The sequence below is a fragment of the Nocardioides humi genome (genome assembly GCF_006494775.1).
In the GTDB taxonomy this organism is placed as follows: Bacteria; Actinomycetota; Actinomycetes; order Propionibacteriales; family Nocardioidaceae; genus Nocardioides; species Nocardioides humi.
Genome location: NZ_CP041146.1, coordinates 1,633,244 through 1,655,627 on the forward strand (window position 1 = coordinate 1,633,244; position 22,384 = coordinate 1,655,627).

Annotated in this window: 23 protein-coding genes and 1 pseudogene; 12 read left to right on the top strand and 12 right to left on the bottom strand. The window is 72.9% G+C overall.

Annotated elements, in window-relative coordinates:
- Positions 1-79 precede the first annotated feature (79 nt).
- On the top strand, positions 80-1,177 hold the full coding sequence (locus tag FIV44_RS08070; protein WP_246086878.1) for a S1C family serine protease: 1,098 nt from the start codon (positions 80-82) through the stop codon (positions 1,175-1,177).
- Between the two features lie 26 nt (positions 1,178-1,203).
- On the opposite strand, the gene FIV44_RS08075 is transcribed toward FIV44_RS08070, so the two are convergent.
- Together FIV44_RS08075 and FIV44_RS08080 are read right to left on the bottom strand one after the other, a co-directional pair.
- Entirely contained in the window at positions 1,204-1,386 is a 183-nt protein-coding gene (locus tag FIV44_RS08075; protein ID WP_141003995.1) for a DUF5302 domain-containing protein, read from the bottom strand.
- A gap of 70 nt (positions 1,387-1,456) precedes the next feature.
- Positions 1,457-3,156, bottom strand: a pseudogene (locus FIV44_RS08080) (ABC-F family ATP-binding cassette domain-containing protein).
- Positions 3,157-3,241: 85 nt separating this feature from the next.
- Here FIV44_RS08080 and FIV44_RS08085 point away from each other — a divergent pair.
- The gene (locus tag FIV44_RS08085; RefSeq protein WP_181411045.1) at positions 3,242-3,916 is read left to right on the top strand and encodes a maleylpyruvate isomerase family mycothiol-dependent enzyme; all 675 of its coding nucleotides are present in this window, start codon (positions 3,242-3,244) and stop codon (positions 3,914-3,916) included.
- A gap of 223 nt (positions 3,917-4,139) precedes the next feature.
- On the opposite strand, the gene FIV44_RS08090 is transcribed toward FIV44_RS08085, so the two are convergent.
- Genes FIV44_RS08090 through truA form a run of 3 tightly spaced genes read right to left on the bottom strand, consistent with a single transcriptional unit; the run spans position 4,140 to position 6,254 of the window.
- A complete protein-coding gene (locus FIV44_RS08090; RefSeq protein ID WP_141003997.1) occupies positions 4,140-4,814 on the bottom strand; it encodes an SIMPL domain-containing protein in 675 nt (224 codons plus the stop codon).
- A gap of 25 nt (positions 4,815-4,839) precedes the next feature.
- On the bottom strand, positions 4,840-5,436 hold the full coding sequence (locus FIV44_RS08095) for a class I SAM-dependent methyltransferase (protein ID WP_141003998.1): 597 nt from the start codon (positions 5,434-5,436) through the stop codon (positions 4,840-4,842).
- The gene (gene truA / locus FIV44_RS08100) at positions 5,436-6,254 is read right to left on the bottom strand and encodes a tRNA pseudouridine(38-40) synthase TruA (protein ID WP_141003999.1); all 819 of its coding nucleotides are present in this window, start codon (positions 6,252-6,254) and stop codon (positions 5,436-5,438) included. Before truA ends, FIV44_RS08095 begins: the two co-directional genes overlap by 1 nt.
- A gap of 51 nt (positions 6,255-6,305) precedes the next feature.
- On the opposite strand from truA, the gene xseA reads away from it, so the two are divergent.
- Positions 6,306-7,577 carry an exodeoxyribonuclease VII large subunit gene (gene xseA, locus FIV44_RS08105; RefSeq protein ID WP_141004000.1) on the top strand — a complete coding sequence of 424 codons (1,272 nt, stop codon included), beginning with the start codon at positions 6,306-6,308 and terminating at the stop codon, positions 7,575-7,577.
- Positions 7,570-7,794 carry an exodeoxyribonuclease VII small subunit gene (locus FIV44_RS08110; protein WP_141004001.1) on the top strand — a complete coding sequence of 75 codons (225 nt, stop codon included), beginning with the start codon at positions 7,570-7,572 and terminating at the stop codon, positions 7,792-7,794. Before xseA ends, FIV44_RS08110 begins: the two co-directional genes overlap by 8 nt.
- On the opposite strand, the gene FIV44_RS08115 is transcribed toward FIV44_RS08110, so the two are convergent.
- Positions 7,791-8,372: a DUF4245 family protein gene (locus tag FIV44_RS08115; protein WP_141004002.1), complete on the bottom strand. Its 582-nt coding sequence runs from the start codon at positions 8,370-8,372 to the stop codon at positions 7,791-7,793. The two genes, FIV44_RS08110 and FIV44_RS08115, sit on opposite strands and share 4 nt — an antisense overlap.
- Before the next feature lie 112 nt (positions 8,373-8,484).
- Here FIV44_RS08115 and FIV44_RS08120 point away from each other — a divergent pair, with 112 nt between their 5' ends.
- Genes FIV44_RS08120 through glpX form a run of 5 tightly spaced genes read left to right on the top strand, consistent with a single transcriptional unit; the run spans position 8,485 to position 12,607 of the window.
- Positions 8,485-8,895, top strand: a complete 411-nt coding sequence (locus tag FIV44_RS08120) for a TOBE domain-containing protein (protein WP_141004003.1) — start codon at positions 8,485-8,487, stop codon at positions 8,893-8,895.
- A 10-nt stretch (positions 8,896-8,905) separates the two neighbouring features.
- Positions 8,906-9,718 carry a molybdate ABC transporter substrate-binding protein gene (modA, locus tag FIV44_RS08125; RefSeq protein WP_246086879.1) on the top strand — a complete coding sequence of 271 codons (813 nt, stop codon included), beginning with the start codon at positions 8,906-8,908 and terminating at the stop codon, positions 9,716-9,718.
- Between the two features lie 8 nt (positions 9,719-9,726).
- A complete protein-coding gene (locus FIV44_RS08130) occupies positions 9,727-10,512 on the top strand; it encodes an ABC transporter permease (RefSeq protein ID WP_141004004.1) in 786 nt (261 codons plus the stop codon).
- Positions 10,509-11,564, top strand: a complete 1,056-nt coding sequence (locus FIV44_RS08135; protein ID WP_141004005.1) for a sulfate/molybdate ABC transporter ATP-binding protein — start codon at positions 10,509-10,511, stop codon at positions 11,562-11,564. The genes FIV44_RS08130 and FIV44_RS08135 overlap by 4 nt, the downstream gene beginning before the upstream one ends.
- A gap of 29 nt (positions 11,565-11,593) precedes the next feature.
- Entirely contained in the window at positions 11,594-12,607 is a 1,014-nt protein-coding gene (gene glpX / locus FIV44_RS08140) for a class II fructose-bisphosphatase (protein ID WP_141004006.1), read from the top strand.
- 173 nt (positions 12,608-12,780) lie between these two features.
- Here the strand turns inward: glpX and FIV44_RS08145 are convergent, their stop codons facing one another.
- Positions 12,781-13,611, bottom strand: coding sequence for an esterase/lipase family protein (locus FIV44_RS08145; protein ID WP_181411047.1), 831 nt, complete (start codon positions 13,609-13,611; stop codon positions 12,781-12,783).
- 114 nt (positions 13,612-13,725) lie between these two features.
- On the opposite strand from FIV44_RS08145, the gene FIV44_RS08150 reads away from it, so the two are divergent.
- A complete protein-coding gene (locus FIV44_RS08150) occupies positions 13,726-14,595 on the top strand; it encodes an alpha/beta fold hydrolase (RefSeq protein WP_246086880.1) in 870 nt (289 codons plus the stop codon).
- Between the two features lie 24 nt (positions 14,596-14,619).
- Here FIV44_RS08150 and FIV44_RS08155 read toward each other — a convergent pair whose 3' ends face one another.
- From FIV44_RS08155 to FIV44_RS08170, 4 genes are read right to left on the bottom strand one after another with little or no spacing between them, the layout of a single operon-like run.
- Positions 14,620-15,819, bottom strand: coding sequence for an ABC transporter ATP-binding protein (locus tag FIV44_RS08155; RefSeq protein ID WP_141004009.1), 1,200 nt, complete (start codon positions 15,817-15,819; stop codon positions 14,620-14,622).
- A 12-nt stretch (positions 15,820-15,831) separates the two neighbouring features.
- Positions 15,832-16,665 carry a carbohydrate ABC transporter permease gene (locus tag FIV44_RS08160; protein WP_141004010.1) on the bottom strand — a complete coding sequence of 278 codons (834 nt, stop codon included), beginning with the start codon at positions 16,663-16,665 and terminating at the stop codon, positions 15,832-15,834.
- 1 nt (position 16,666) lies between these two features.
- Complete coding sequence (locus FIV44_RS08165) at positions 16,667-17,605, bottom strand: carbohydrate ABC transporter permease (RefSeq protein WP_141004011.1); 939 nt, start codon at positions 17,603-17,605, stop codon at positions 16,667-16,669.
- A complete protein-coding gene (locus tag FIV44_RS08170) occupies positions 17,602-18,888 on the bottom strand; it encodes an extracellular solute-binding protein (RefSeq protein WP_181411048.1) in 1,287 nt (428 codons plus the stop codon). Before FIV44_RS08170 ends, FIV44_RS08165 begins: the two co-directional genes overlap by 4 nt.
- Positions 18,889-19,090: 202 nt before the next feature.
- Between FIV44_RS08170 and FIV44_RS08175 the strand changes: the two genes are divergently transcribed.
- A complete protein-coding gene (locus FIV44_RS08175; protein WP_141004013.1) occupies positions 19,091-20,299 on the top strand; it encodes a DUF4032 domain-containing protein in 1,209 nt (402 codons plus the stop codon).
- Between the two features lie 12 nt (positions 20,300-20,311).
- Here the strand turns inward: FIV44_RS08175 and FIV44_RS08180 are convergent, their stop codons facing one another.
- A complete protein-coding gene (locus FIV44_RS08180; protein WP_181411049.1) occupies positions 20,312-21,319 on the bottom strand; it encodes an asparaginase in 1,008 nt (335 codons plus the stop codon).
- Between the two features lie 58 nt (positions 21,320-21,377).
- On the opposite strand from FIV44_RS08180, the gene FIV44_RS08185 reads away from it, so the two are divergent.
- Positions 21,378-22,037 (top strand): YdeI/OmpD-associated family protein, encoded by a 660-nt coding sequence (locus FIV44_RS08185; RefSeq protein WP_141004015.1) that lies wholly within the window; start codon positions 21,378-21,380, stop codon positions 22,035-22,037.
- Positions 22,038-22,384: the final 347 nt, after the last annotated feature.

Consider the following 22,384-nt stretch of genomic DNA (forward strand, 5'->3'; position numbering starts at 1 on the left):
CCTGTCCCCCGTCGTACCCGCCCCCTCCCTCGAGAGGCCGCCGTCACCCCAGCGGCGACCGAGGCGGGCCGGGTTCGCGGTGGCGGTGCTGACCGGCGCCCTGGTGGTCGGGGGCGGGGCCGGGGTCGCCGGCGCGGCGCTCTATGACGCCGCGTCCGGCGGTTCCGGCAACGGCACCGGCGGTACGTCGTCGCTGCCGGTCGTCGACAACGGCAACCGCGCCGCGGCGTCGGGCAGCGTGGAGTCCGTCGCGGCGGCCGTCCTCCCCTCCGTGGTGGCGCTCGACGTCAGCGGCGGAGGCGCGGCGGGCAGCGGGTCGGGCGTGGTGCTCGACACCGACGGCCTGATCCTCACCAACGACCACGTGGTCACGCTCGGCGGGGAGATCAGCGCCGACCAGGCCGAGGTGACGGTGTCGTTCAACGACGGCAGGAAGGTGCGCGCGACCGTGGTCGGCACCGACCCGCTCACCGACACCGCCCTGGTGAAGGTCGACGGCGTCGACGACCTCACGCCGATCACCATCGGCAAGTCGAGCAACCTCGACGTGGGCGAGCAGGTCGTCGCGATCGGATCGCCCTTCGGGCTGGACGCGACCGTCACCAGCGGCATCGTCAGCGCGCTGGACCGTCCGGTCGAGGTCGCCCGCGACGCCAACGGCAACGCGACGGCCTACCCGGCGATCCAGACCGACGCCGCGATCAACCCCGGCAACAGCGGCGGCCCGCTCGTGAACATGGACGGCCAGCTGGTCGGCATCAACGCCTCCATCCGCTCGACGGCCTCGGGCCAGGGCGCCGAGTCGGGCTCGATCGGCCTCGGCTTCGCGATCCCGATCGACGAGGTGCTGCCGATCATCGAGCAGCTCCGCGCGGGCGAGACCCCGACGCACGCCCGGCTGGGCATCCAGGTCTCCGACGCCGCAGGCCAGGCGGGCTCCAGCGACACCACGCTCACCGGCGCCCGGATCGCCGAGCTCGAGGACGGCTCGGCCGCAGCCGACGCCGGCCTGAAGCAGGGCGACGTCATCACCGCCATCGACGACCACCGGATCGAGGGCACCGAGGGCCTGATCGCCACCGTGCGCTCGTACCGGCCCGGCGACAGCGTCAAGGTGACCTACCTGCGCGACGGCAAGGAGAGCACGACCGAGCTGAAGCTCGGCTCCGACGGATAGGTGTCGTCTCCCTGGGGCGCGTCTCCCTAGGAGCCTCCGCCGCCGGCCTTGCGCCGGTGCATCTTCGGAGCGCCACCGACGACCTCGGAGCCGTGGGCCTTCTCCTTCACCGGCCCGTCCTCGTGAACGCCGTGCTCCTTGCGGTTCTTGCGGTCCAGGGCCTCGCGCATCTTGGCCTTGAGATCCTCGTTCGCACCTTCGGCAGTCATGGTCGTCCTTCCGCAGCAAGAGAGGGGTGACGCCTCCACCGTCGCATCCCCGAGCCGCGGAGCCAAGGGATTATCGCGCGCGAGCCACCCGGCCCTCGTCCCAGACCGGGCCGTCCGACTCGTACACGGTGCCGTCGGCGCCGAACACGCAGAAGCGGTCGAACCCGCGGGCGAACCAGCGGTCGTGGGTGACCGCCACGACGGTGCCGTCGAAGGCGGCCAGGCCCTCCTCGAGCGCCTCCGCCGACTGCACGTCGAGGTTGTCGGTGGGCTCGTCGAGCAGCAGAAGGGTCGCGCCGGACAGCTCGAGCAGCAGGATCTGGAAGCGGGCCTGCTGGCCGCCGGAGAGCGAGTCGAAGGGCTGCTCGGCGCTGGCCGCCAGCTCGTACCGGTCGAGCACGCGGCTCGCCTGCTCCCGGCCCATCCCCGTGCGCCCGGTCGGGCTGCCGTCGCCGCGGTGCAGGATCTCGACCAGCGTCCGGCCGGCCAGCTCGGGGTGCTCGTGGGTCTGCACGAACCAGCCGGGCCGCACCCGCGCGCCGAGCCGGGCCCGTCCCGTGTGCGCCACCGACGCGATCGGTACGTCGCCGACGGGCCGGTGCTCGACGTCCGGATCGGTGCCGCCCGCGGCGAGCAGGCGCAGGAAGTGGGACTTGCCGGATCCGTTCGACCCGAGCACGGCCAGCCGGTCGCCGTACCAGACCTCGAGGTCGAAGGGCCGCATCAGGCCGGTGAGCTCCAGGTCCTCGCAGACGACCGCGCGCTTGCCGGTGCGGGCGCCGGAGAGGCGGATGGTCACCTGCTGCTCGCGCGGCTGCTCGGTCGGCGGCCCGGCCTCCTCGAACTTCCGCAGCCGGGTCTGGGCGGCGCGGTACTGCGAGGACATGCCGTCGTTGTACTCCGCCTTGACCTTCAGCCGCAGCACCAGCGCCTCGAGCTTGGCGTGCTCCTCGTCCCAGCGCCGGCGCAGCTCGGCGAAGCGGGCGAACCGGTCCCTCCTCGCCTCGTGGTACGACGCGAACCCGCCCGCATGCGTCCAGACGCTGTTGCCGCCCCGCCCGCCCCGAGCTCGACCGTCACCACGTGGGTGGCGCAGGCCGCGAGCAGCTCACGGTCGTGGCTGATGAACAGGATCGTCTTGTCCGAGGCGGCGATCCGCTGCTCCAGCCAGATCTTGCCGGGGACGTCGAGGAAGTTGTCGGGCTCGTCGAGGAGCAGCACCTCCTCGGGCCCGGCGAGCAGGTACTCCAGGACCAGCCGCTTCTGCTCGCCGCCCGAGAGCGTGCGCAGCTCGCGGTACTTCGCCCGGTCGAAGGGCACGCCGAGCGCCTTCACGGTGCACACGTCCCAGACCACCTCGACGTCGTAGCCGCCCGCGTCGGCGTACTCCGCCAGCGCGTGGGCGTAGCCGAGCTGGGTGGCCTCGTCGTCGGTGTCCATCAGCGCGAGCTCGAAGCGGTCGACCTCGGCCGCGGCCGCGCGCACCCGCTCGGGAGCCAGGCCGAGCAGCAGGTCGGCGACGGTGGGTTCCTCGCCGAGTCCCCGGTCGACCATCTGGCGCATGACGCCGAGGCCGCCGGATCGCGTCACGGCGCCGGCGTGCGGCGCCAGCTCGCCGGTGATCAGCCGGAGGAGCGTGGTCTTGCCCGCGCCGTTGGCGCCGACCAGCGCCACCTTGGCGCCGTCGCCGACCCGGAAGGACACGTCGTCGAGCAGCACCCTCCCGTCGGGCAGCTCGTACCGGACGGCGGCGACCTCCACATGACCCACGAGGCTCGATTCTCCGGGTTCGGGCCCGGCGCCGCGACCCGATATCGCGTGGGAGCGCGCCGGGGATGCTGCAAGGATGCTGCGCATGGACTGGATCGACCTGCTGGAGGACGCGACGGGGCGCTTCGCGGACGTGCTGGCGACCGGGGACCTCGCGGCGCCCGTCCCCGCATGCCCGGCCTGGACGCTGGCCGACCTCGGCGAGCACACCCGCTGGGTGCACGCCTGGGCCACGCACGCGATCACCGACGGCAGCCCGGACGGCGACACCGCCGCCGTCGGCGCCGACCGCGAGACCCTGGTCGCGGGCTACCGCGCGGCCGCCGCCGGGCTGCTCGACGTGCTGCGGCGTACCGCTCCGGACGACCACGCCTGGACCTTCGGCCCGGAGCGGAAGGCGGAGTTCTGGCGGCGGCGCCAGGTCCACGAGGTCACCATGCACCTGTACGACGCCCTGGCCTCCCAGGCGCGGACCGACGCGTGGTCGCTCACCCCCGAGCTGGGCTGGGACGGCGTCGACGAGGTCGCGACGATCTTCTACCCGCGCCAGGTGCGACTCGGCCGCACCGGTCCCCTGCCGGCGCCGGTCCGGGTGACGGCCACCGACCTCGCGCGCTCGGTGGTGCTCGAGCCGGACGCGCCCGGCGACGCCGTCGAGCTGGCGGGACCCGCGGTCGACCTGCTGCTCGGCCTGTGGGGCCGGCGGCCGGCCGAGGGGCCCGCCGCCGCGGTGCTCGCGCAGTCGGCCGTCACTCCCTGACCCACTCCGCCGGGCAGTGCTCGTGCACCCGGCAGCACGCGTGGGGTACATCTCCTGGTCGGGCCACGGGTGCGACCATCCGGCGCCGGCGAGCTCGGGGTGCACGCACTTGTACCGCTCGGGCCGGCCGGGGTCGGCGGCCTGCTGCAGGATCGCGGCCCGGTGGTGGCTGAGCTCGCCGCTCCGGTCGAGCGACCGGGCGATCTCCGAGAGCCGGCTCACCTCACTCCGCCACGAACCGCGCGTCGATCTCCGCCGACACCTCGATGTCCTCGGGGGCCAGCTCCAGCTCCGCGCCGCCGCCGGCGTCCTTGGCCGCCGCCATCCGCATGAACGGCGCGCTGCCGCCGCCCACCGGCGCGATGCCGGTGCTGAGCATGCCGGCGTCCGCCACCGCGACGGGCCGGACGGGGCCGAGGCCGAGCGCCTCGGCGTACTCCTGGGCGCGGCGGACCGCCGCCTGCACCGCCCGGGTGCGGACCGCGCGCTCGAGGTCGTGGCGGTTGCTCTCGGTGAGCGCCCAGACGACACCGTCGAGCCGGAAGCCCTGGGTGGCGGCGACGTGCTGGCCGACCCAGGTCGCGAGGACGCCGAAGTCGCGGAACTTCACCTGGACGCCGACGCTGGCGTGGTGGACGAGCGGGAGCTGCTTGCCGCTCTGGTTCCACGGGCGCTGCGCCCAGGTGCGGACGTGCTGGGTCGACCACCAGGTGACCGGGCCGTGCTCGGGGTCGTGGAGCGCCTGGATCGACGTCTTCACCGCCTCGAGGTCGCGGACCACGCGGTCGTAGACGGGCTGCATCGCGGGACCCTCGAAGGCCAGGGTGACCTGCGCGGTGCCGCGCTCGGGACGCTGGAAGGCGGTGTGCGACCCGCGCACGGTGAACTCGGTCGGCATGGCGCCCACTCTAGGCATCCACGCCTCAGGCACGGCGGGTCTCGAGGACCCGGAACCCCTTCGCGCTGGCCAGCCGCGTGGTCGGGAGGCCCTGCTCGCCCAGCCAGCGCTGGAGCGAGTCGGCGCCGAGGTTCCTGCCGACGACCATGACCGCCCGGCCGTCCGGCGCGAGCCGCGGCAGCCAGGCCAGCAGCAGCTCGTGGAGGGCCTGCTTGCCGATCCGGATCGGCGGGTTGGACCAGATCTCGTCGTACGTCGCCGCGGGGTCGACGTCCTCGGGAACGCTCGCCGTGAACCGGTCGGCCACCCCCAGGGACGCGGCGTTCTCGTTGGCGAGGAGCACCGCGCGCCGGTTGACGTCGACGCCGGTCACCACGGCGGCCGGCGCCGCCAGCGCACAGGCGAGCCCGATCACGCCGTACCCGCAGCCGAGGTCGAGGATCCGGCCGCCCGCCGGCGGCTCGGTCTCCCGGAAGAGCACGGACGTGCCGATGTCGAGCCGCCCCTGCGCGAACACGCCGGAGCCGCTGACCAGGTCGAGCTCCAGGCCCCAGACCTCGGCGTGGACCGCGGCGCGCTGGAAGGGCACCGACGGGTCGGCGGAGAAGTAGTGGTCGTCCATCAGGCCTCCGGAGTCGTACGACGGGCGGCGGTCTGCGCGACCCGGGCGGCCAGCTCGGCGTCGGGCGGGTAGGCGACCTCCTCGAGGGTCAGCCCGTGCGGGGGCACGACGACCACCCCCGGGTCGCGCCGCCGTCCGGTGAGGATCTCCGCCGCCCACGCGGGCTCCTTGCGGGCCTCGCCGATCGCGATCATGCAGCCGACCAGCGCACGCACCATCGAGTGGCAGAACGCGTCGGCCTGCACGTGCCCGACCACGAGGCCGTCGTCCGCGCGACGCCAGTCGAAGGCGAGCAGCGTCCGGATCGTGGTCGCGCCCTCGCGATGCTTGCAGAAGGCCGCGAAGTCGTGGAGGCCGACCAGGGACCGCGCGGCCTGGTCCATGGCCGCGACGTCGAGCGCCCGCGGCCAGGCCAGCACGTGGTTGCGGGTCAGCGGGTCGACGCGGGCGGGATCGTCGACGATCCGGTACGCATAGCGCCGCCACAGCGCCGCGAACCGCGCGTCGAAGCCCGCGGGCGCCACGGTGAGCCGGTGCACCCGGACGTCCCGGTCGAGCACGCCGTTGAGGCGCCGCGCCAGCACGTCGAGGCGCTCGAGCCGCGGATCCTCCGGGACGTCGACGTGCGCGACCTGGCCGCGCGCGTGCACGCCGGCGTCGGTGCGGCCCGCGCAGGTGACCTGCAGCGAGCCCTCGGGGAGCCGCAGCACCGTCGTCAGCGCGGTGGTCAGCGCGGCCTGGACCGTGCGCAGCTCCGGCTGGGTCGCCCAGCCCCGGAAGTCACCGCCGTCGTAGGCGAGGTCGATCCGCAGCCGCACCCGTAGAGCGTAGATGGGTCCGTGTCGGCCCGATGAAATAGGCTCGCGGCCGTGGCCCTGGAGACGTCGCTGGAGAAGCCGGCACCCGTGCGGGCGATCGCCAACGCGCTCGCCGGCTGGATCGACCGGCTCGGCGCGGTGTGGGTCGAGGGCCAGGTGACCCAGGTCAGCCGGCGGCCGGGCCTGGCCACGGTGTTCCTCACCCTGCGCGACTCGGTGGCCGACATCTCGGTCCCCGTCACCTGCTCCCGGGTGCTCTTCGACGGCCTGTCCACGCCGGTGGCCGAGGGCGCGAGCGTCGTCATCCACGCCCGCCCGTCCTACTACGCCAACCGCGGCAGCCTGTCCCTGCAGGCCCGCGAGATCCGGATGGTCGGCCTCGGCGAGCTGCTCGCCCGCCTGGAGCGGCGCCGCCAGCTGCTGGCCGCCGAGGGGCTGTTCAGCCAGGAGCGCAAGCGCCGGCTGCCCGCCGTCCCCCGCCGGATCGGCCTGGTCACCGCGCCGAGCTCGGCCGCCGAGCGCGACGTCGTCGAGAACGCCACCCGCCGCTGGCCCGCGGTCGCCTTCACCACCGCCTACGCCTCCATGCAGGGCCCGCGCTCGGCGCCGGAGGTCATCGAGGCCGTACGCCGCCTCGACACCGACCCGGGCGTCGACGTGATCGTCGTGGCCCGCGGCGGCGGATCGGTCGAGGACCTGCTGCCGTTCTCCGACGAGGGCCTGATCCGGGTGGTGGCCGCCGCCCGGACGCCGGTCGTCTCCGCGATCGGCCACGAGCCCGACACGCCCCTGCTCGACCTCGTCGCCGACGTCCGCGCCTCCACCCCGACCGACGCCGCGAAGCTGATCGTGCCCGACATGGCGCAGGAGCGGCTGATGGTCGACCGCGCCCGCGACGCCCTGCGCCGCGCCGTACGCCATCGGCTCGACCGCGAGCAGGCCCAGCTCGACGCCCTGCGTGCCCGGCCCGCGCTCGCCCATCCCGGCAGCCTGCTCGACGCCCGGCGCGACGAGCTCGACGACTGGCGGGCGCGGATCCGCCGACGGCTGGAGTGGCAGCTCGACCGGGCCGCCGACGACCTCGACCACCGCCGGGCCCAGGTCCGGGCCCTCTCCCCGCTGGCGACCCTGCGCCGCGGGTACGCCGTCCTCCAGGACGCCGACGGCCACGTCGTCACCTCCGTCCACCCCGTCGCCGACGGCGCCGCCCTGAGCGTGCGCGTCGCCGACGGCCGCATCCACGTCACCGCCACCCGTTCCGAGCAGATCGCCGAGCAGATCGCCGAGCCGAGCACCGAGCCGACCGAGGAGACCCATGACTGACGACACCACCGAGGAGCTGTCCTACGAGGACGCGCGCGCCGAGCTGGTCGAGGTCGTCCGTCAGCTCGAGGCGGGCGGCACGACCCTCGAGGAGTCGCTCGCGCTCTGGGAGCGCGGCGAGGCGCTGGCCACCACCTGCCAGGGCTGGCTCGACGGCGCCCGCGCCCGGCTCGAGGCGGCGCTGGACGACGAGGACGACGGCGACGACCAGGGCTAGCCGACCGGCGTCGTGACCAGCGCGTCGACGATCGCCTGCAGGTCCGTGCGCGACGCGGAGCCGAACACCAGCACGGTCTCGTCGCCGACCTCCGCGGCGTACGCCGAGTCGCCGCCGGCGTCGGCGTAGCCCTTCCAGTCGCGGGCCACCGGGCGTCGTACGTCGGCGGGGACGGTGTAGCCCTCGACCGCCTCGGTCTTCTCGTCGACCCACTTGCCCAGCAGCGCGCCGACCGAGGCGTCCTCCTGGCGCACGGCGACGAACTTCCCCCGGTCGGTGAGCATCCGGATCATGAACACCGGGTCGTCGCCGGGGGTGACGTCGACGCCGGTAGCGATCCAGCCGTCGGGCAGGGCGGTCGGGTAGACCGGCGTGAGCCCGGACTGCTGGGCGGAGCGGACGGTCTCGACGTAGTCGACCGCCTCGGGCTTGACCTCGAAGTCGGGCCGGAAGACGCCCATGAAGTACAGCAGCCCGCCGATGGCGACCACGGTGACGACCAGGGAGGTCACGAGTCCCACCGCCGAGCGCTGGTAGCGGCCCGGTCGGCCCGGCGGCTGTGCCTGCTGCGCGTTCATGACGCGACGAGTCTCCCAGCCGACGTCCGGGGGCGTGCACCCGGGCAACGGTTCTGTCTCATCTGCGTCTACTTCATGGAGTTTTCGCCGCAGATGCGCCAAGGTGGCCCCTGTGTCCGACTACCGTGTCGCCGAGGCCGCCGAGATCCTCGGGGTCAGCACCGACACCGTGCGCCGCTGGATCGAGGCCGGCCGGGTGCCCGGTCGCACCGTCGACGGCCGGACCGTCATCCCCGGCCCCGACCTCGCCGCGCTCGCGGCGTCCCTGGTCGACGACGCCGACCGCGTCCGCACGCGGGCCGGCGCCGTCAGCGCGCGGAACCGGATGACCGGGATCGTCACCCGGGTCCTCACCGACACGGTGATGGCCCAGGTCGAGATGGTCTGCGGGCCCTACCGGATCGTGTCGCTCATGAGCACCGAGGCGGCCACGGAGCTCGGGCTCGAGCCCGGGGTCCGCGCGATCGCCTCGGTGAAGTCCACCAATGTCGTCATCGAACGACCCGTCACGAGAAAGTCCTGAGGCAAGCCCGATGAAGCAAGGACCGATGAAGAAGAACCGGCTCCGGCTCAGCGCGACCGCGGCCGCCCTCCTGCTCGCCCTCCCGCTCGCCGCCTGCGGCGACGACGGCGACAGCGGCTCCGGCGACAACGGCAACGGCGGCGGCACGGAGACGCTGACCGTCTTCGCCGCCGCGTCGCTCACCAAGACCTTCGAGGAGCTCGAGAAGCAGTTCGAGGACGCGCACGAGGGCGTGGACGTCAAGCTGTCCTTCGGCGGCTCCTCCGACCTGGTCGCGCAGATCACCGAGGGCGCCGACGCCGACGTCTTCGCCTCGGCCGACACCGCCAACATGGACAAGCTGGTCGCCGCCGACCTGGCCGAGGGCGAGCCGGCCGAGTTCGCCACCAACACCCTGATGATCGCGGTGCCGCCGGGCAACCCGGCCGGGATCACCAACCTCGCCGACCTCACCGAGAAGGACGTCAACCTGGTGCTCTGCCAGCCCGAGGTGCCGTGCGGCAGCGCGTCCCTCAAGGTCGCCGAGGCCGCCGGGCTCACCTTCCAGCCGGTCAGCGAGGAGCAGTCGGTGACCGACGTCCTGGCCAAGGTCTCCTCCGGCGAGGCGGACGCCGGCCTGGTCTACGTCACCGACGTCACCGCGGCGGGCGACACGGTCGAGGGCATCGACTTCCCCGAGGCCGCGGACGTCGTCAACCACTACCCGATCGTCGCGGTCAAGGGCTCCGAGCACGCCGACCTCGCGAAGGAGTGGCTCGACCTGGTCCTGGGCGACGGCCAGCAGGTCTTCAAGGAGGCCGGCTTCGGCGCGCCGGGCGCCTGACCCCCGGCATGAGTCACACCCGGCACGTCGGCCTGCCGCGCTGGCTGTTCGGCCCGGCGCTGCTGGCCGGCGTGTTCGTGGTGCTGCCGGTCGCCTCGATGACCACGCGGATCGCCTGGAGCGACTTCCCGTCGCTGGTCACCTCCGAGGCGGCCCGGTCCGCGCTGCTCCTCAGCCTGCGCACCTCGACCGCCAGCACCCTGCTCTGCCTGCTCCTCGGCATCCCGCTGGCGACCGTGCTCGCCCGCAGCGAGGCGCGCTGGCTCGGCGTACTCCGCTCGCTGGTGCTGCTCCCCCTCGTCCTCCCGCCGGTCGTCGGCGGCATCGCGCTGCTCTCGACCTTCGGGCGGCAGGGCCTGCTCGGCGGACACCTGGAGACTCTCGGCATCAAGATCGCGTTCACCTCGATCGCGGTCGTGCTCGCCCAGACCTTCGTGTCCCTGCCGTTCCTGGTCGTCAGCCTGGAGGGCGCGCTGCGCACCGCCGGGGAGCGGTACGACGTCGTGGCGGCCTCGCTCGGCGCGCGCCCCACCACGGTGCTGCGCCGGGTGACCCTGCCGCTGGTGCTGCCGGGGCTGGCCTCGGGCGCGGTGCTGGCGTTCGCCCGCTCCCTCGGGGAGTTCGGCGCCACCATCACCTTCGCGGGCTCGCTGGAGGGCACCACCCGCACCCTGCCGCTGCTGATCTACAACCTCCGCGTCACCGATGCGGACGCGGCCGTCGCCATGTCGCTCGTGCTGGTCGCGGTCGCCGTCCTCGTGATCGGCCTGGTCCGGCCCCGGGGCGCGCTGTGAGCGCGCTGGTCGAGATCGCCGTGGCGGAGCGCGGCGTCGACGTCGCCTTCGAGGTCGCCGACGGGGAGACCGTCGCCCTGCTCGGCCCCAACGGCGCCGGGAAGTCCACCACCCTCGCCGTGCTGGGCGGGCTGCTCCGCCCGGACAGCGGCCGGGTGGTCCTCGACGACGAGGTGCTCACCAGCACCGGGCAGACCGGCCCCGACCGCTGGGTCGCGCCGCACGCGCGGCGTACCGCGCTCCTGGCCCAGGACCCGCTGCTCTTCCCCCACCTCTCGGCCCTGGAGAACGTCGCCTTCGGCCCCCGCAGCACCGGCAACGGCCGGCGCGACGCCCGGGCCACGGCCGCGCGCTGGCTGGCCGAGGTCGACGCCACCGAGCTCGCCGACCGCCGGCCCGCCCAGCTCTCCGGCGGACAGGCGCAGCGGGTGGCGGTCGCCCGGGCGCTGGCGGCCGAGCCGCGGCTGCTCCTCCTCGACGAGCCGATGGCCGCGCTCGACGTCGCCGTGGCGCCGGCGCTGCGCACCCTGTTCCGCCGGGTGCTCGCCGAGCAGACCACCGTGATCGTCACCCACCACGTCCTCGACGCGCTGCTGCTCGCCGACCGGGTCGTGGTCCTCGACGGCGGGCGGGTGGTCGAGCAGGGCGCCACCGCCGACGTGCTGTCCCGGCCGCGCAGCGCCTTCGCCGCCCGGTTCGCGGGGCTCAACCTCGTCGCGGGCACCGCCACCCCCGACGGGGTACGACGACCGGACGGCGTCGTCCTGCACGGCACCCCCGGCGATCCCCCGCCGGTCGACGGCGCCGCCGCCGTGGCGGTGTTCCGGCCCTCCGCGGTCGCGGTCCACCGCGGCCCGCCCGGCGGCAGCCCGCGCAACGCCCTGCCCGTCCTCGTCACCGAGCTCGAGCCGCTCGGCGACCTCGTCCGGGTCCGGGCCGGCGACCTGGCCGCCGACGTCACGGTCGCCTCCGTCGCCGAGCTGGCGCTGGCCCCCGGCGCCGAGGTGACCTTCGTGGTCAAGGCGACCGAGGTCGACGTCTACGCACGGTAGGCCCGCGCCGAACCGATAAGGTTCGCCTCATGAACCCCGCCCTCGCCGTGGAGCCGCCCGCCCCCGACCGCAACCTCGCCCTCGAGCTGGTGCGCGTCACCGAGGCGGCGGCGATGGCGGCCGGCCGCTGGGTCGGCCGGGGCGACAAGAACGGCGCCGACGGCGTGGCCGTGCAGGCGATGCGGGTGATGATCTCGTCGGTCAGCATGAACGGCACCGTCGTGATCGGCGAGGGCGAGAAGGACAACGCCCCCATGCTCTACAACGGCGAGGAGGTCGGCGACGGCACCGGCCCCGAGTGCGACGTCGCGGTCGACCCGATCGACGGCACCACGCTGACCGCGAAGGGCATGGCCAACGCGGTCGCCGTCCTCGCCGTCGCCCCGCGCGGCACGATGTACGACCCGTCCGCGGTCTTCTACATGGAGAAGCTCGTGACCGGGCCGGAGGCGGCGGAGGTCGTCGACATCCGCTATCCCGTCGCCGAGAACATCCACCAGGTCGCCAAGGCCAAGGGCTCGAACCCCTCCGACGTCACCGTCGTCCTGCTCGACCGGCCGCGGCACGCCACGCTGGTCGAGGAGATCCGCGCCACCGGCGCCCGGATCAAGTTCATCACCGACGGCGACGTCGCCGGCGCGATCATGGCCGCCCGCCCCGACACCGGCATCGACCTGCTCATGGGCATCGGCGGCACCCCCGAGGGCATCATCGCCGCCTGCGCGATGAAGGCGCTCGGCGGCACCATCCAGGGCCGGCTGTGGCCCACCGACGACGAGGAGCGCCAGCGCGCCCTCGACGCCGGCCACAACCTCGACGCCGACCACGTCCTCACCACCGACACCCTGGTCACCGGCGACGACTGCTTCTTCGTCGCCACCGGGATCACCGACGGCGAGCTGGTCCGCGGCGTCCGCTACCGCGGCGGCGGCGCCGTCACCCAGTCCCTCGTCATGCGCTCGCGCAGCGGCACGATCCGCACCATCACCTCCGAGCACCAGCTCTCGAAGCTGCGCGGCTTCTCCAGCATCGACTTCGACTGACCTGCAACAGCAGCCCACGGGCGCGAGCGCAGCGAGGCGCCGCAGCCGACCCGGCGCATCCTTACCGGCGAGCGCCAGCGAGCCCAGGAAGGATGCGCCGGGTCGGCGGGCGCGACAGGTCAGGACGCGCCGGGTCGGCGTAATTCCAGGGTCAGGATGCGCCGGGTCGCGGCTCAGGCCGAATCGCGACCCAGCTGCCGGGTGAGACGAGCCTCCGGGACCAGCAGGGCCTCCGCGACGACATCCATCACCCGTGGGTCGACGGCCATGCCGATGTGGGAGGCGCGGACCTCGACGGCGCGACCGGCGGGGTCGATGCAGGCCCTCCAGTCGACGATGCCGTCGCGACGGGAGTAGACGTTGGTCATCGCGACGTCGGCGCGCAGCGGCTCCTGCGACTCGGTGAAGCTGAGGTGCGCGCACTCGCCGGCGACGCAGTCCGCGGTCATCAGGCCGGGGACGCCCGCGTCGGAGAGCCGGTTGAGGACCCGCACGCCGCGGGTGAGCAGGGCGTGGTGGGCGGCGGGGGCCCGCATCGGGCTGCCCATCGTGACGATGCCGGCGACCAGGTCGGGGCGCCGGGCGGCCAGGCCGCGGGCGATCATGCCGCCGAGGCTGTGGCCGACGATCTGCACGCGGGCGTCGCGGCGCTCGGCGATCTCCTCCAGCCGGGCCTCGAGTCCGAGCGCGGAGCCGAGGGTGCAGCCGACATTGGCGTGGATGTGGGAGCGGTAGGTCCGGAAGCCGCGTCCGCGCAGCTCGGCGGCCATCGCCGTGAGCGTCCAGTCGCCGGCCAGGAAGCCGGGGATCAACAGCACCGGCTCGGCGACCCGGGCCGCGGAGCGCACCGCCACCGGCGTACGACGGCGGGCCCGTCGGCTCGCGCCACGGCGGGCCGCGAACCGGCCGGCCTCGGTCACCAGACTGCCCTCGCGCAGGAGCGCGGCCAGTGCCGGACGGCCGTAGCCGTCGGGCAGCAGCCAGGGCGCCAACGTGTTGCTCACGTCACAGACGGTACCCAGTTGAAAGACGAACTACCCGCAATTCGGCAAACTGTCGCTATGTCCGGACCTTCACAGAGTGCCGTACCACCCGAGATGACCATGTCCGATGAGCTGATGGCACCGGTCGGGAGTGTCGAGCTCTGCTACCAGACCTTCGGGGACCCGCAGGCCGAGCCGCTGCTCCTGGTCATGGGCCTGGGCGGCCCGATGACCTGGTGGGACACCGAGCTGTGCCTCCAGCTGGCGGGCGCCGGCTTCCACGTCATCCGCTACGACAACCGCGACACCGGGCGCTCCACCCGCGCGGCCGGCCGGGTGCGGCGCACCGACCTGGTCCGGGCGTTCGTCGGGGCGCCCACGCGGGCGCCGTACTCCATCGCGGACCTGGCCGACGACGCCTTCGGCCTGCTCGACCACCTCGGGATCGACGCCGCGCACGTCGCGGGCGTCTCGATGGGCGGCATGATCGCCCAGACCATGGCGCTCGCCGCGCCGGAGCGGGTCCGCAGCCTGAGCAGCATCATGTCGACCACCGGCCGGCGCACCGTCGGCCGGCAGCACCCCAGCCTGCTCCCGACGCTCGTCGCCGGCCGCGGGCCCGCGCGCGAGGACTACATCCGCGGCAGCCTGGCGGTGTGGCGGATCATCGGCTCGCCGCGGTTCCCGCAGACCGAGGAGCAACTGCGCAAGCGGGCCGGCGAGACCTGGGACCGCGGCGTCACCCGCGCGGGCGTGCTGCGCCAGATGATGGCGGTGCTGACCCAGCCCGACCGGACCCGAGCGCTGGCCGCCGTCACCGCGCCGACCCTCGTCATGCACGGCCTCGCCGACCGGATGGTCCACGTCTCCGGCGGGCGCGCGACCGCGGCCGCCGTGCCGGGAGCCCGGGCGACCTTCGTCGAGGGCTGGGGGCACGACCTGCCCACCGTGCTGTTCCCGACCTTCACGACGGCGATCCGCCGCAACGCCGACCGCGCCTCCTGACCCTGACGCAGCCTGGGCCCGGGCTCAGGAGGCGGTCACCTCCGCGCCCGGGATCCGCCCGGCCCGCTCGCGGTCGACGGTGAGGTTCTCCCCCGTCGCCGGGTCGAACAGGTGGATCCGGCGGCCGTCGACCCAGATCTCGGCGTCCTGGCCCTCGGTGATCCGGCTCGCGCCGTCGAGGGAGACGACCAGCTGGGTGCGCATCGCCTCGCCGTCGAGGTCCTTCTCGAGCTGCTGCAGCTGCTGCTTCACCTCGTCGGGCGCCTCGAACGGGATGTAGGCGTAGGTCTCGTTGCCGAGCCACTCCACCGCGTCCACCTTCGCCGAGAACGTCGACCCGCTGCGCGCCTCGGCGGCGAGCGAGGCGTCCTCGAAGTGCTCGGGCCGGATGCCCGCGATCAGCAGCCCGCGGCCGGCGGCGCGCTCGGCCTTGTCGGCCGGGATCTCCACGCTGCCGAACGGCAGCTGCACCTGGGTGCCCTCGACCGTCGCGGGCAGGAAATTCATCGGCGGGGAGCCGATGAAGCCCGCGACGAACAGGTTGCCGGGGTTCTCGTAGAGCTCGCGGGGCGTCGCGAGCTGCTGCAGGATGCCGCGCTTCAGTACGGCGACGCGGTCGCCCAGCGTCATCGCCTCGGTCTGGTCGTGGGTGACGTAGACCGTGGTGATGCCGAGCCGCTTCTGCAGCCGCGCGATCTCGGTGCGCATCTGACCGCGCAGCTTGGCGTCGAGGTTGGACAGCGGCTCGTCGAAGAGGAAGGCGTCGGCCTGCCGGACGATCGCGCGTCCCATCGCGACCCGCTGCCGCTGCCCTCCGGACAGGTTGCCGGGCTTGCGCTCGAGGTGCTCGTCGAGCTCGAGGGTCGCCGACGCCTCCCGAACGAGCTGGTCGACCTCGCTGTCGGGCTTCTTGGCCAGCCGGAGCGGGAAGGCGATGTTCTCGTAGACGGTGAGGTGCGGGTAGAGCGCGTAGTTCTGGAACACCATCGCCAGGTTGCGCTCGCGCGGGGCGAGGTCGTTGACCCGCCGCTCCCCGATCATCATGTCGCCGGAGGTGATGTCCTCCAGTCCCACGATCATCCGCAGCAGCGTGGACTTCCCGCACCCGGACGGGCCGACGAGGATCATGAACTCGCCGTCCGCGACGTCGATCGAGACGTCGTTCACGGCCGGGAAGCCGTCGCCGTACTTCTTGACGATGTTGTTCATCGTGATGGCAGCCATGAGATCTCTCCCCTACCCCTTCACCGCGCCGGAGGTGAGGCCGGCGACGATCTTGCGCTGGAAAATCAGGACGATGACGACGATCGGGACGGTCGCGATGACCGCGCCCGCGGCCAGCAGCGACGCCGGCCGGTTGAACGGGTCGGAGCCGACGAAGAACGACAGGGACGCCGGGATCGGGCGGGCGTTCTCGGTCGAGGTGAGCGAGATGCCGAACACGAAGTCGTTCCAGGCGAAGAAGAAGGTCAGGATCGCGGCGGTGAAGACGCCCGGCGCCGCCAGCGGCACGATCACCTTCCGGAAGGCCTGCCACGACGTCGCGCCGTCGACCTGCGCGGCCTGCTCCATCTCCCACGGGATCTCGCGGAAGAACGCCGAGAGCGTCCAGATCGCCAGCGGCAGCGTGAACGACATGTACGGGATGATCAGGCCCGGCCAGGTGTCGTAGAGCCCGATCGCCCGCCACATGTCGAACAGCGGGCCGACCAGCGAGACCACCGGGAACATGGCGATCGCCAGCGCGATGGTCAGCACCGCCTTCTTGCCGCGGAACTCCAGCCGGGCGATGGCGTACGCCGCCAGCGTGGCCACGATGACCGAGAGCAGGGTCGCGATCAGGCTGATGCCGATGGAGTTGAAGATCGCGCGCCGGAACTGCTCGTTGTCCCAGACCGCCTGGTAGTTGGCCCAGCCCGCTCCCCCGCCGTCGGAGGGGAAGAAGCCCGGGCTTCCGTTGGTGATCGCGCTCTCGGACTTGAAGGACAGCGAGATGATCCAGGCCACGGGCAGCAGGCACCAGATCATGATCAGGATGCAGCCGACGATGAGGCCGATGCGGTTCTTCATGTCAGGACTCCTGCCGTGCCTGCGCCAGATCGACGCGGAAGAGCTTGACGATCAGGAACGCCACCACCAGCACCGAGAGGAACAGCAGCACCGAGAGCGCGGAGCCCATGCCGAGCTGGAACTGCTCGATGGTCTGGCGGTAGGTCAGGAAGCTGATCGACTCGGTCTTCACCGCGCCCGCGGTCATCACGAAGATGTTGTCGAAGATCCGGTAGGCGTCCAGCGCCCGGAACAGGACGGCGACCATGATCGCCGCCCGCATGTTCGGCAGGATCACCTTGACCAGTCGTTGCGTCCAGGTCGCGCCGTCGACCTTCGCCGCCTCGATCATGTCCTCGCTCACCTGGGCCAGCCCGGCGAGCAGCAGCAGCGACATGAACGGCGTGGTCTTCCAGATCTCCGAGACCATGATCGCCGTCACCGCGGACCCGGTCTGGCCGAACCAGTTGAAGTCGTCGCCGACGAACGGCAGCCACCCGTTGATGAAGCCGTTCTGGAACGAGAACGCGAACTGCCAGGCGAAGCCGGAGACGACCGTGATGATGCCGTAGGGGATCAGGATCGAGGTGCGGATGACGCCACGAGCGAAGATCACCCGGTGCATCACCATGGCGAACGCGAAGCCGATCACCAGCTCGATCGCCACCGTCACCACCATGTAGAGCACGGTGATGAGGGTGGTCCGCCAGAACAGCCCGTCGGTCAGCGCCGTCAGGTAGTTGCTGAGCCCGACGAAGTCACGGTCGTCCGGCGCGGTGAGGGCGTAGTCGAAGGTGGACAGGTAGAGCGCCCGGAGCATCGGGAAGGCGGTGACCAGCAGCATCAGCACGATCGCCGGGGCGACCAGCCTCTGCCCGAGCCGGGTCTCGGCCCGGGCCCGGTCGCTGACCACCGGCTTGCCCGCCTGCTTGCCGGGTGCGGGGGCGGTGACGGCACTCATAGCAGCGACTTCCCTTCCAGCACGTCCGCCAGGTACTTGGCGGAGTCCTCCGGCGTGGTATCCGGGTCGACCGACGTCGGGGAGTGCCACCGCGCCTGGATCGCGCCCGAGATCATCGCGTAGAACGCGCTCTTCGGCCGCGGCCCGCCGTCGTCGACGCTGGTGCGGAACAGCTCGATCAGGTCGGCGGGGTAGTCGCCGCTCGCCGCGACCTTGTCGTAGGCCGCATTGGTCGAGGGCATCAGGCCGTTGTCGAGGGCGAGGTCGACCTGCGCCTGCTCCGAGGTGATGCAGCGCGCGGCCTCCATCGCCCAGTCGGGGTGCTTGCTGTAGGCGCCCACGCCGATGTCGATGCCGCCGACCGGCGGCTTCGAGGGCTCGCCCTCCACCGTCGCCGGGTAGCGGGCCCAGCCGAGGTCCGCGAACTGGTCCTCGGTCAGGCCGGAGCCGACCTGGCCCTCGTAGTTCTTGTAGACGAAGGTCCAGTTGACCATGAACTCGCCGGCCCCCGTCGCCGGGAACATCTGGCCGAGGCTGGTGCCCTCGTTGGACACGGTCAGGTCCGGCTGCGCGGCCCTCGAGTCGGCGAGCTCCTGGATGACCTCGGCCGCCTTGCGGCCGGCGTCGGAGTCGATCTCTACCTTCGCGTCCCGGCCGGCCTCGGTGTCGGAGACGAGGCTGCCGCCCGCGCCCTGGACGAGGGCGTTGATCCACACGACGTACGCCTCGTACTTGTTGGCCTGGACGCCGACGGTGCCGTCGTTGTCGGCCGCCGCCTGGATGACCTGGTCCCAGGTGACCGGCTGGGTCATGTCGAGCCCGGCGGCCTGCGCGAGGGACTTGCGGTACCAGAGCACCTGGGTGTTGGCCCACAGCGGGATCGCGTAGACCTTGTCGTCCCAGGTGACCGTCTCGGCCGCGCCGGAGAGGTAGTCGCCGTCGCCCTCGACGCTGCTCATGATCGTGTCGGCGAGATCGCCCTCGACCTCCTGCAGCCAGCCGGCGTTGGCGAACTCCGCGACGAAGACCGGGTCGAGGTTCATCAGGTCGGTCGAGGAGTCCTTCGCCGCGAGCCGACGGGCCAGCTGCGTGCGCTGGTCGGTCGCCGAGTTGGGCAGCTCCTGGACCTCGAGGTCGTAGTCGTCGGTGCTGCACTCCTTCGCGTACTTCTTGAAGGTGTCCACGCCGTCCGGGTTGACATACCAGTTCAGCGTCGGCTTCCCGGAACTGCCGCAGGCACTGAGCCCACCGGCCGCGAGTGCCGCCACGGCGGCGACCGCCACGCGGCGCCGTCGGCGAGACCATCGCCCCGATCTGGCGTTCTTCGACGTGACCGCCATTGGTCACCCCTCCGAGTGGTATGCGTCACACAGTCCTACCGCTATTCCACGGCCTTGTCCACGACCACGGATCGCCCAGATGAGCGATTGCGGAGTACCCCCGACGGTGGTACGCAGACGTCCCCGGGTGTCGTAGGTTGCCGTCATGGCGTTGCACGTCGTCGCCGCCCGCACCGATCCGGCGCTGTTCCGGCTGCCGTGGTCGCGGCCGTTGGCGGAGTGGGACGACTGGTACGTCGTGCCGCTGCCGCTCGGCCTGTCCCGGCACGTCGTGCGGGTGGTCCAGGTGAACCGGCAGTTCCTCGCCGTCAAGGAGACCGAGGCGGCGATCGCGCTGCGGGAGTACCACCTGCTGCGCGACCTCCAGCGGATCGACCAGCCCGCCGTCGTACCCCGGGGGGTGGTGACGGGACGGACCACGCCGGACGGCGAGCCGCTCCCGGCGGCGCTGCTCACCGAGCACCTGCACTACTCGCTGCCCTATCGCACGGTCTTCCAGCACGGCCTGCGCGCGGAGCAGGTCCCGGCGCTGGTCGACGCGCTCGTCGTCCTCCTCGTGCGGCTCCATCTCGCCGGCTTCTTCTGGGGCGACGTGTCGCTGTCGAACGCCCTGTTCCGCCGCAGTGCCGGAGGATTCGCGGCCTTCCTCGTCGACGCCGAGACCGGCGAGCTGCGGGCCGAGGTGTCCGACGCGATGCGGGAGCAGGACGTCACGGTCGGCGTGGAGAACATCTTCGCCGAGCTGATGGACCTGCAGGCGAGCGGCGACACCGACATCGAGGTCGACGCCTTCGCGATCGTCGAGCAGCTGGCGGACCGGTACCACGCGCTGTGGGACGAGCTGACCGCGGTCGAGGAGTTCGGGAGCGACGAGTGGTACCGCATCGAGCAGCGGATCGCGCGCCTCAACGACCTCGGCTTCGACGTCGACGAGCTCGACGTGCAGACCGACTCCGATCGGGTTCGGATCCAGCCGAAGGTCGTCGAGGCCGGGCACCACCGGCGCGAGCTGCGCGAGCTGACCGGGCTGGTCGCCGAGGACAGCCAGGCCCGCAAGCTGCTCAACGACCTCGCGGCCTTCACCGCGCACGGCGGGTACGACGACCAGCCCCGCGAGGCCGTCGCCCGGCGCTGGCTGGCCACCGTCTACACGCCGATCGTGGACCTGCTGCCCCCGGAGCTGAGCCGCGGGATCTCGGCGCCGGAGTACTTCCACGAGGTGATGGAGCACCGCTGGGCGCTCTCCGACGAGGCCGGCCACGAGGTCGACATCTTCGACTCGGCCCGGGACTACGTCGCCAACGTCCTCCCCCACCGGCCGCCGGACACGCCGTCGGGGCTGGGCCGGCTGTGACGACAGCTGCGACTACAGCCGGCCGCGCTCCGCGAAGGCCGTGGCGACGTCGGCGCGCGGGACCGGTCCGCGCAGCGCCAGCGCCCACAGCAGCAGCCGGGCCTTGACCGGCGGGAGCCAGCCGGCTCCGACGGCTCCACGGGCGAGCAGATCGACCTCGGAGCCGGGGTAGCCGTACATCGCGCGACCCGTCGGCCCGGATCCGGTGCGGGAGGCGAAGACGACCGGGACCTGGCGTGCCAGCCGGCCCACCGCCTCGGCCGTGCCCGCCGAGACGTGGCCCGCGCCGAAGCCCGCGACGACCACGCCGTCGACGTCCTCGGGCCGGATGGCGTCGAGCAGGTAGCCGGCGTCGCCGAGGTAGGTCGCCACCAGCGGGACCCGCGGGTCGCCCGTCTCCTGGCCCCGCGACAGCCGCAGCGGCGGCACCCGCGCGGGCGGGGCGGCGTACTCGACGAGCGACTCGGCGCAGCGCCCGACCGGTCCGAACGCCGGCGACCGGAACGCGCTCGGCGACATCGAGTCGGTCTTCGCGACCCAGCGGGCCTGGTGGATCTCGTCGCCGAACGCCACCAGCACGCCCCGGTCGCGCGACACGGGCGCGAGGGCGCAGCGGACGGCGGTGAGCAGGTTGGCCGGGCCGTCCGCGCCGACGGCCCCGGCCGACCGCATCGCGCCGGTGACGACCAGCGGGGCGGGGCGATCCCAGAACAGGTCGAGCAGGTACGCCGATTCCTCGAGGGTGTCGGTGCCCTGGGTGACCACCGCGCCCGCGGCCCCCGCGTCGACCGCGGCCTGCGCCCACAGCAGAGTCCGCATGATCGTCGGCTCGTCGAGGGACGGACTCGGCAGCCGGGCCAGGGTCTCGGCCCGCACGGTCGCGACGGCGTCGAGTCCCGGCACCGCCGCGACCAGGCTCTCGGCGGTGAGGGTGGGCACGATCTCGCTGCCGTCGGTCGCGCTGGACGTCGAGGCGATGGTGCCGCCGAGGGCGCCGATCGCCACCGTGGGCGTGGTCATGGCGCCATCCTCGCGGATCGGTCGGCAGGATGTCGGCGGGCGGTGGCAGGCTGGCGGCATGTCGCAGGACTCGATCCCCGGCCGGCTCGGCGGCACGCCCGAGCGCCCGGCGCGGTTCTTCGCGGACGCCGCGGAGTTCGGTGCCTGGCTCGCCGTCCACCACGCCACCGAGACCGAGCTGTGGATGGGGCTGTACAAGAGGCACGTCCCCGACCGCGGGCTCACCTGGGAGCAGGCCGTCCCCGAGGCCCTGTGCTGGGGCTGGATCGACTCCGTCGCCCAGCGCATCGACGAGGACACCACCCGCCAGCGCTGGACGCCGCGCAAGCGCACCAGCAACTGGAGCAGGGTCAACCTCGAGCTCGTCGAGCAGCTGCGCGCCGAGGGCCGGATGCAGCCAGCCGGCCTCGCGATCTGGGAGGCGCGGCGCCGCGATCCCGCCCCGTACACCCACGAGGTCGACGGCGAGCTGGTCCTGCCCGACGAGTACGCCGCCCAGCTCGCCGCCTCCCCCGCCGCCACCGCGTTCTTCGAGGCCGCCACGAGGACCTACCGCCGGATCTGCGTCAACTGGGTGGTGACCGCCAAGCAGGAGGCCACCCGCGACCGCCGGATGGCCCAACTGGTCGAGGACTCCGCCGCCGGGCGGTTGATCCCCAGCCAGCGGTACGGCGAGATCCCGAAGTGGGTGGAGCGGGCTGCTGCGGCTGCTGGGTGATCTGTTCGGCCTGCGGGTTTGCTCGGTGCCGGGTCTTTGATTACCGATGACGTGGTTGCGGTCCGCTGGGGTCACGGTGGTTGGTTGGGGTCGCCGGCGGGCCCGGCGTTGTCGAAGTCTGACCCCTGGGGTTGCGGTGGTCGCGGGGATGTCGGTGCGGAGAGTGGGTCTGGACACGCCTGCGTCCCCGCAACCGTCGGGTGTGCGGGGTGCGGGGCGGGGTGGCTATTGGTCTGGTGGGGCCGGGTCGTCTGCGGGGTCGATCATGGGGTGGGTGCCGTGGTGGTCGACGCGGAAGGTGAATCCGTTGGGGCTGGTCCAGATGTAGGAGCCGGGCATCACGATGT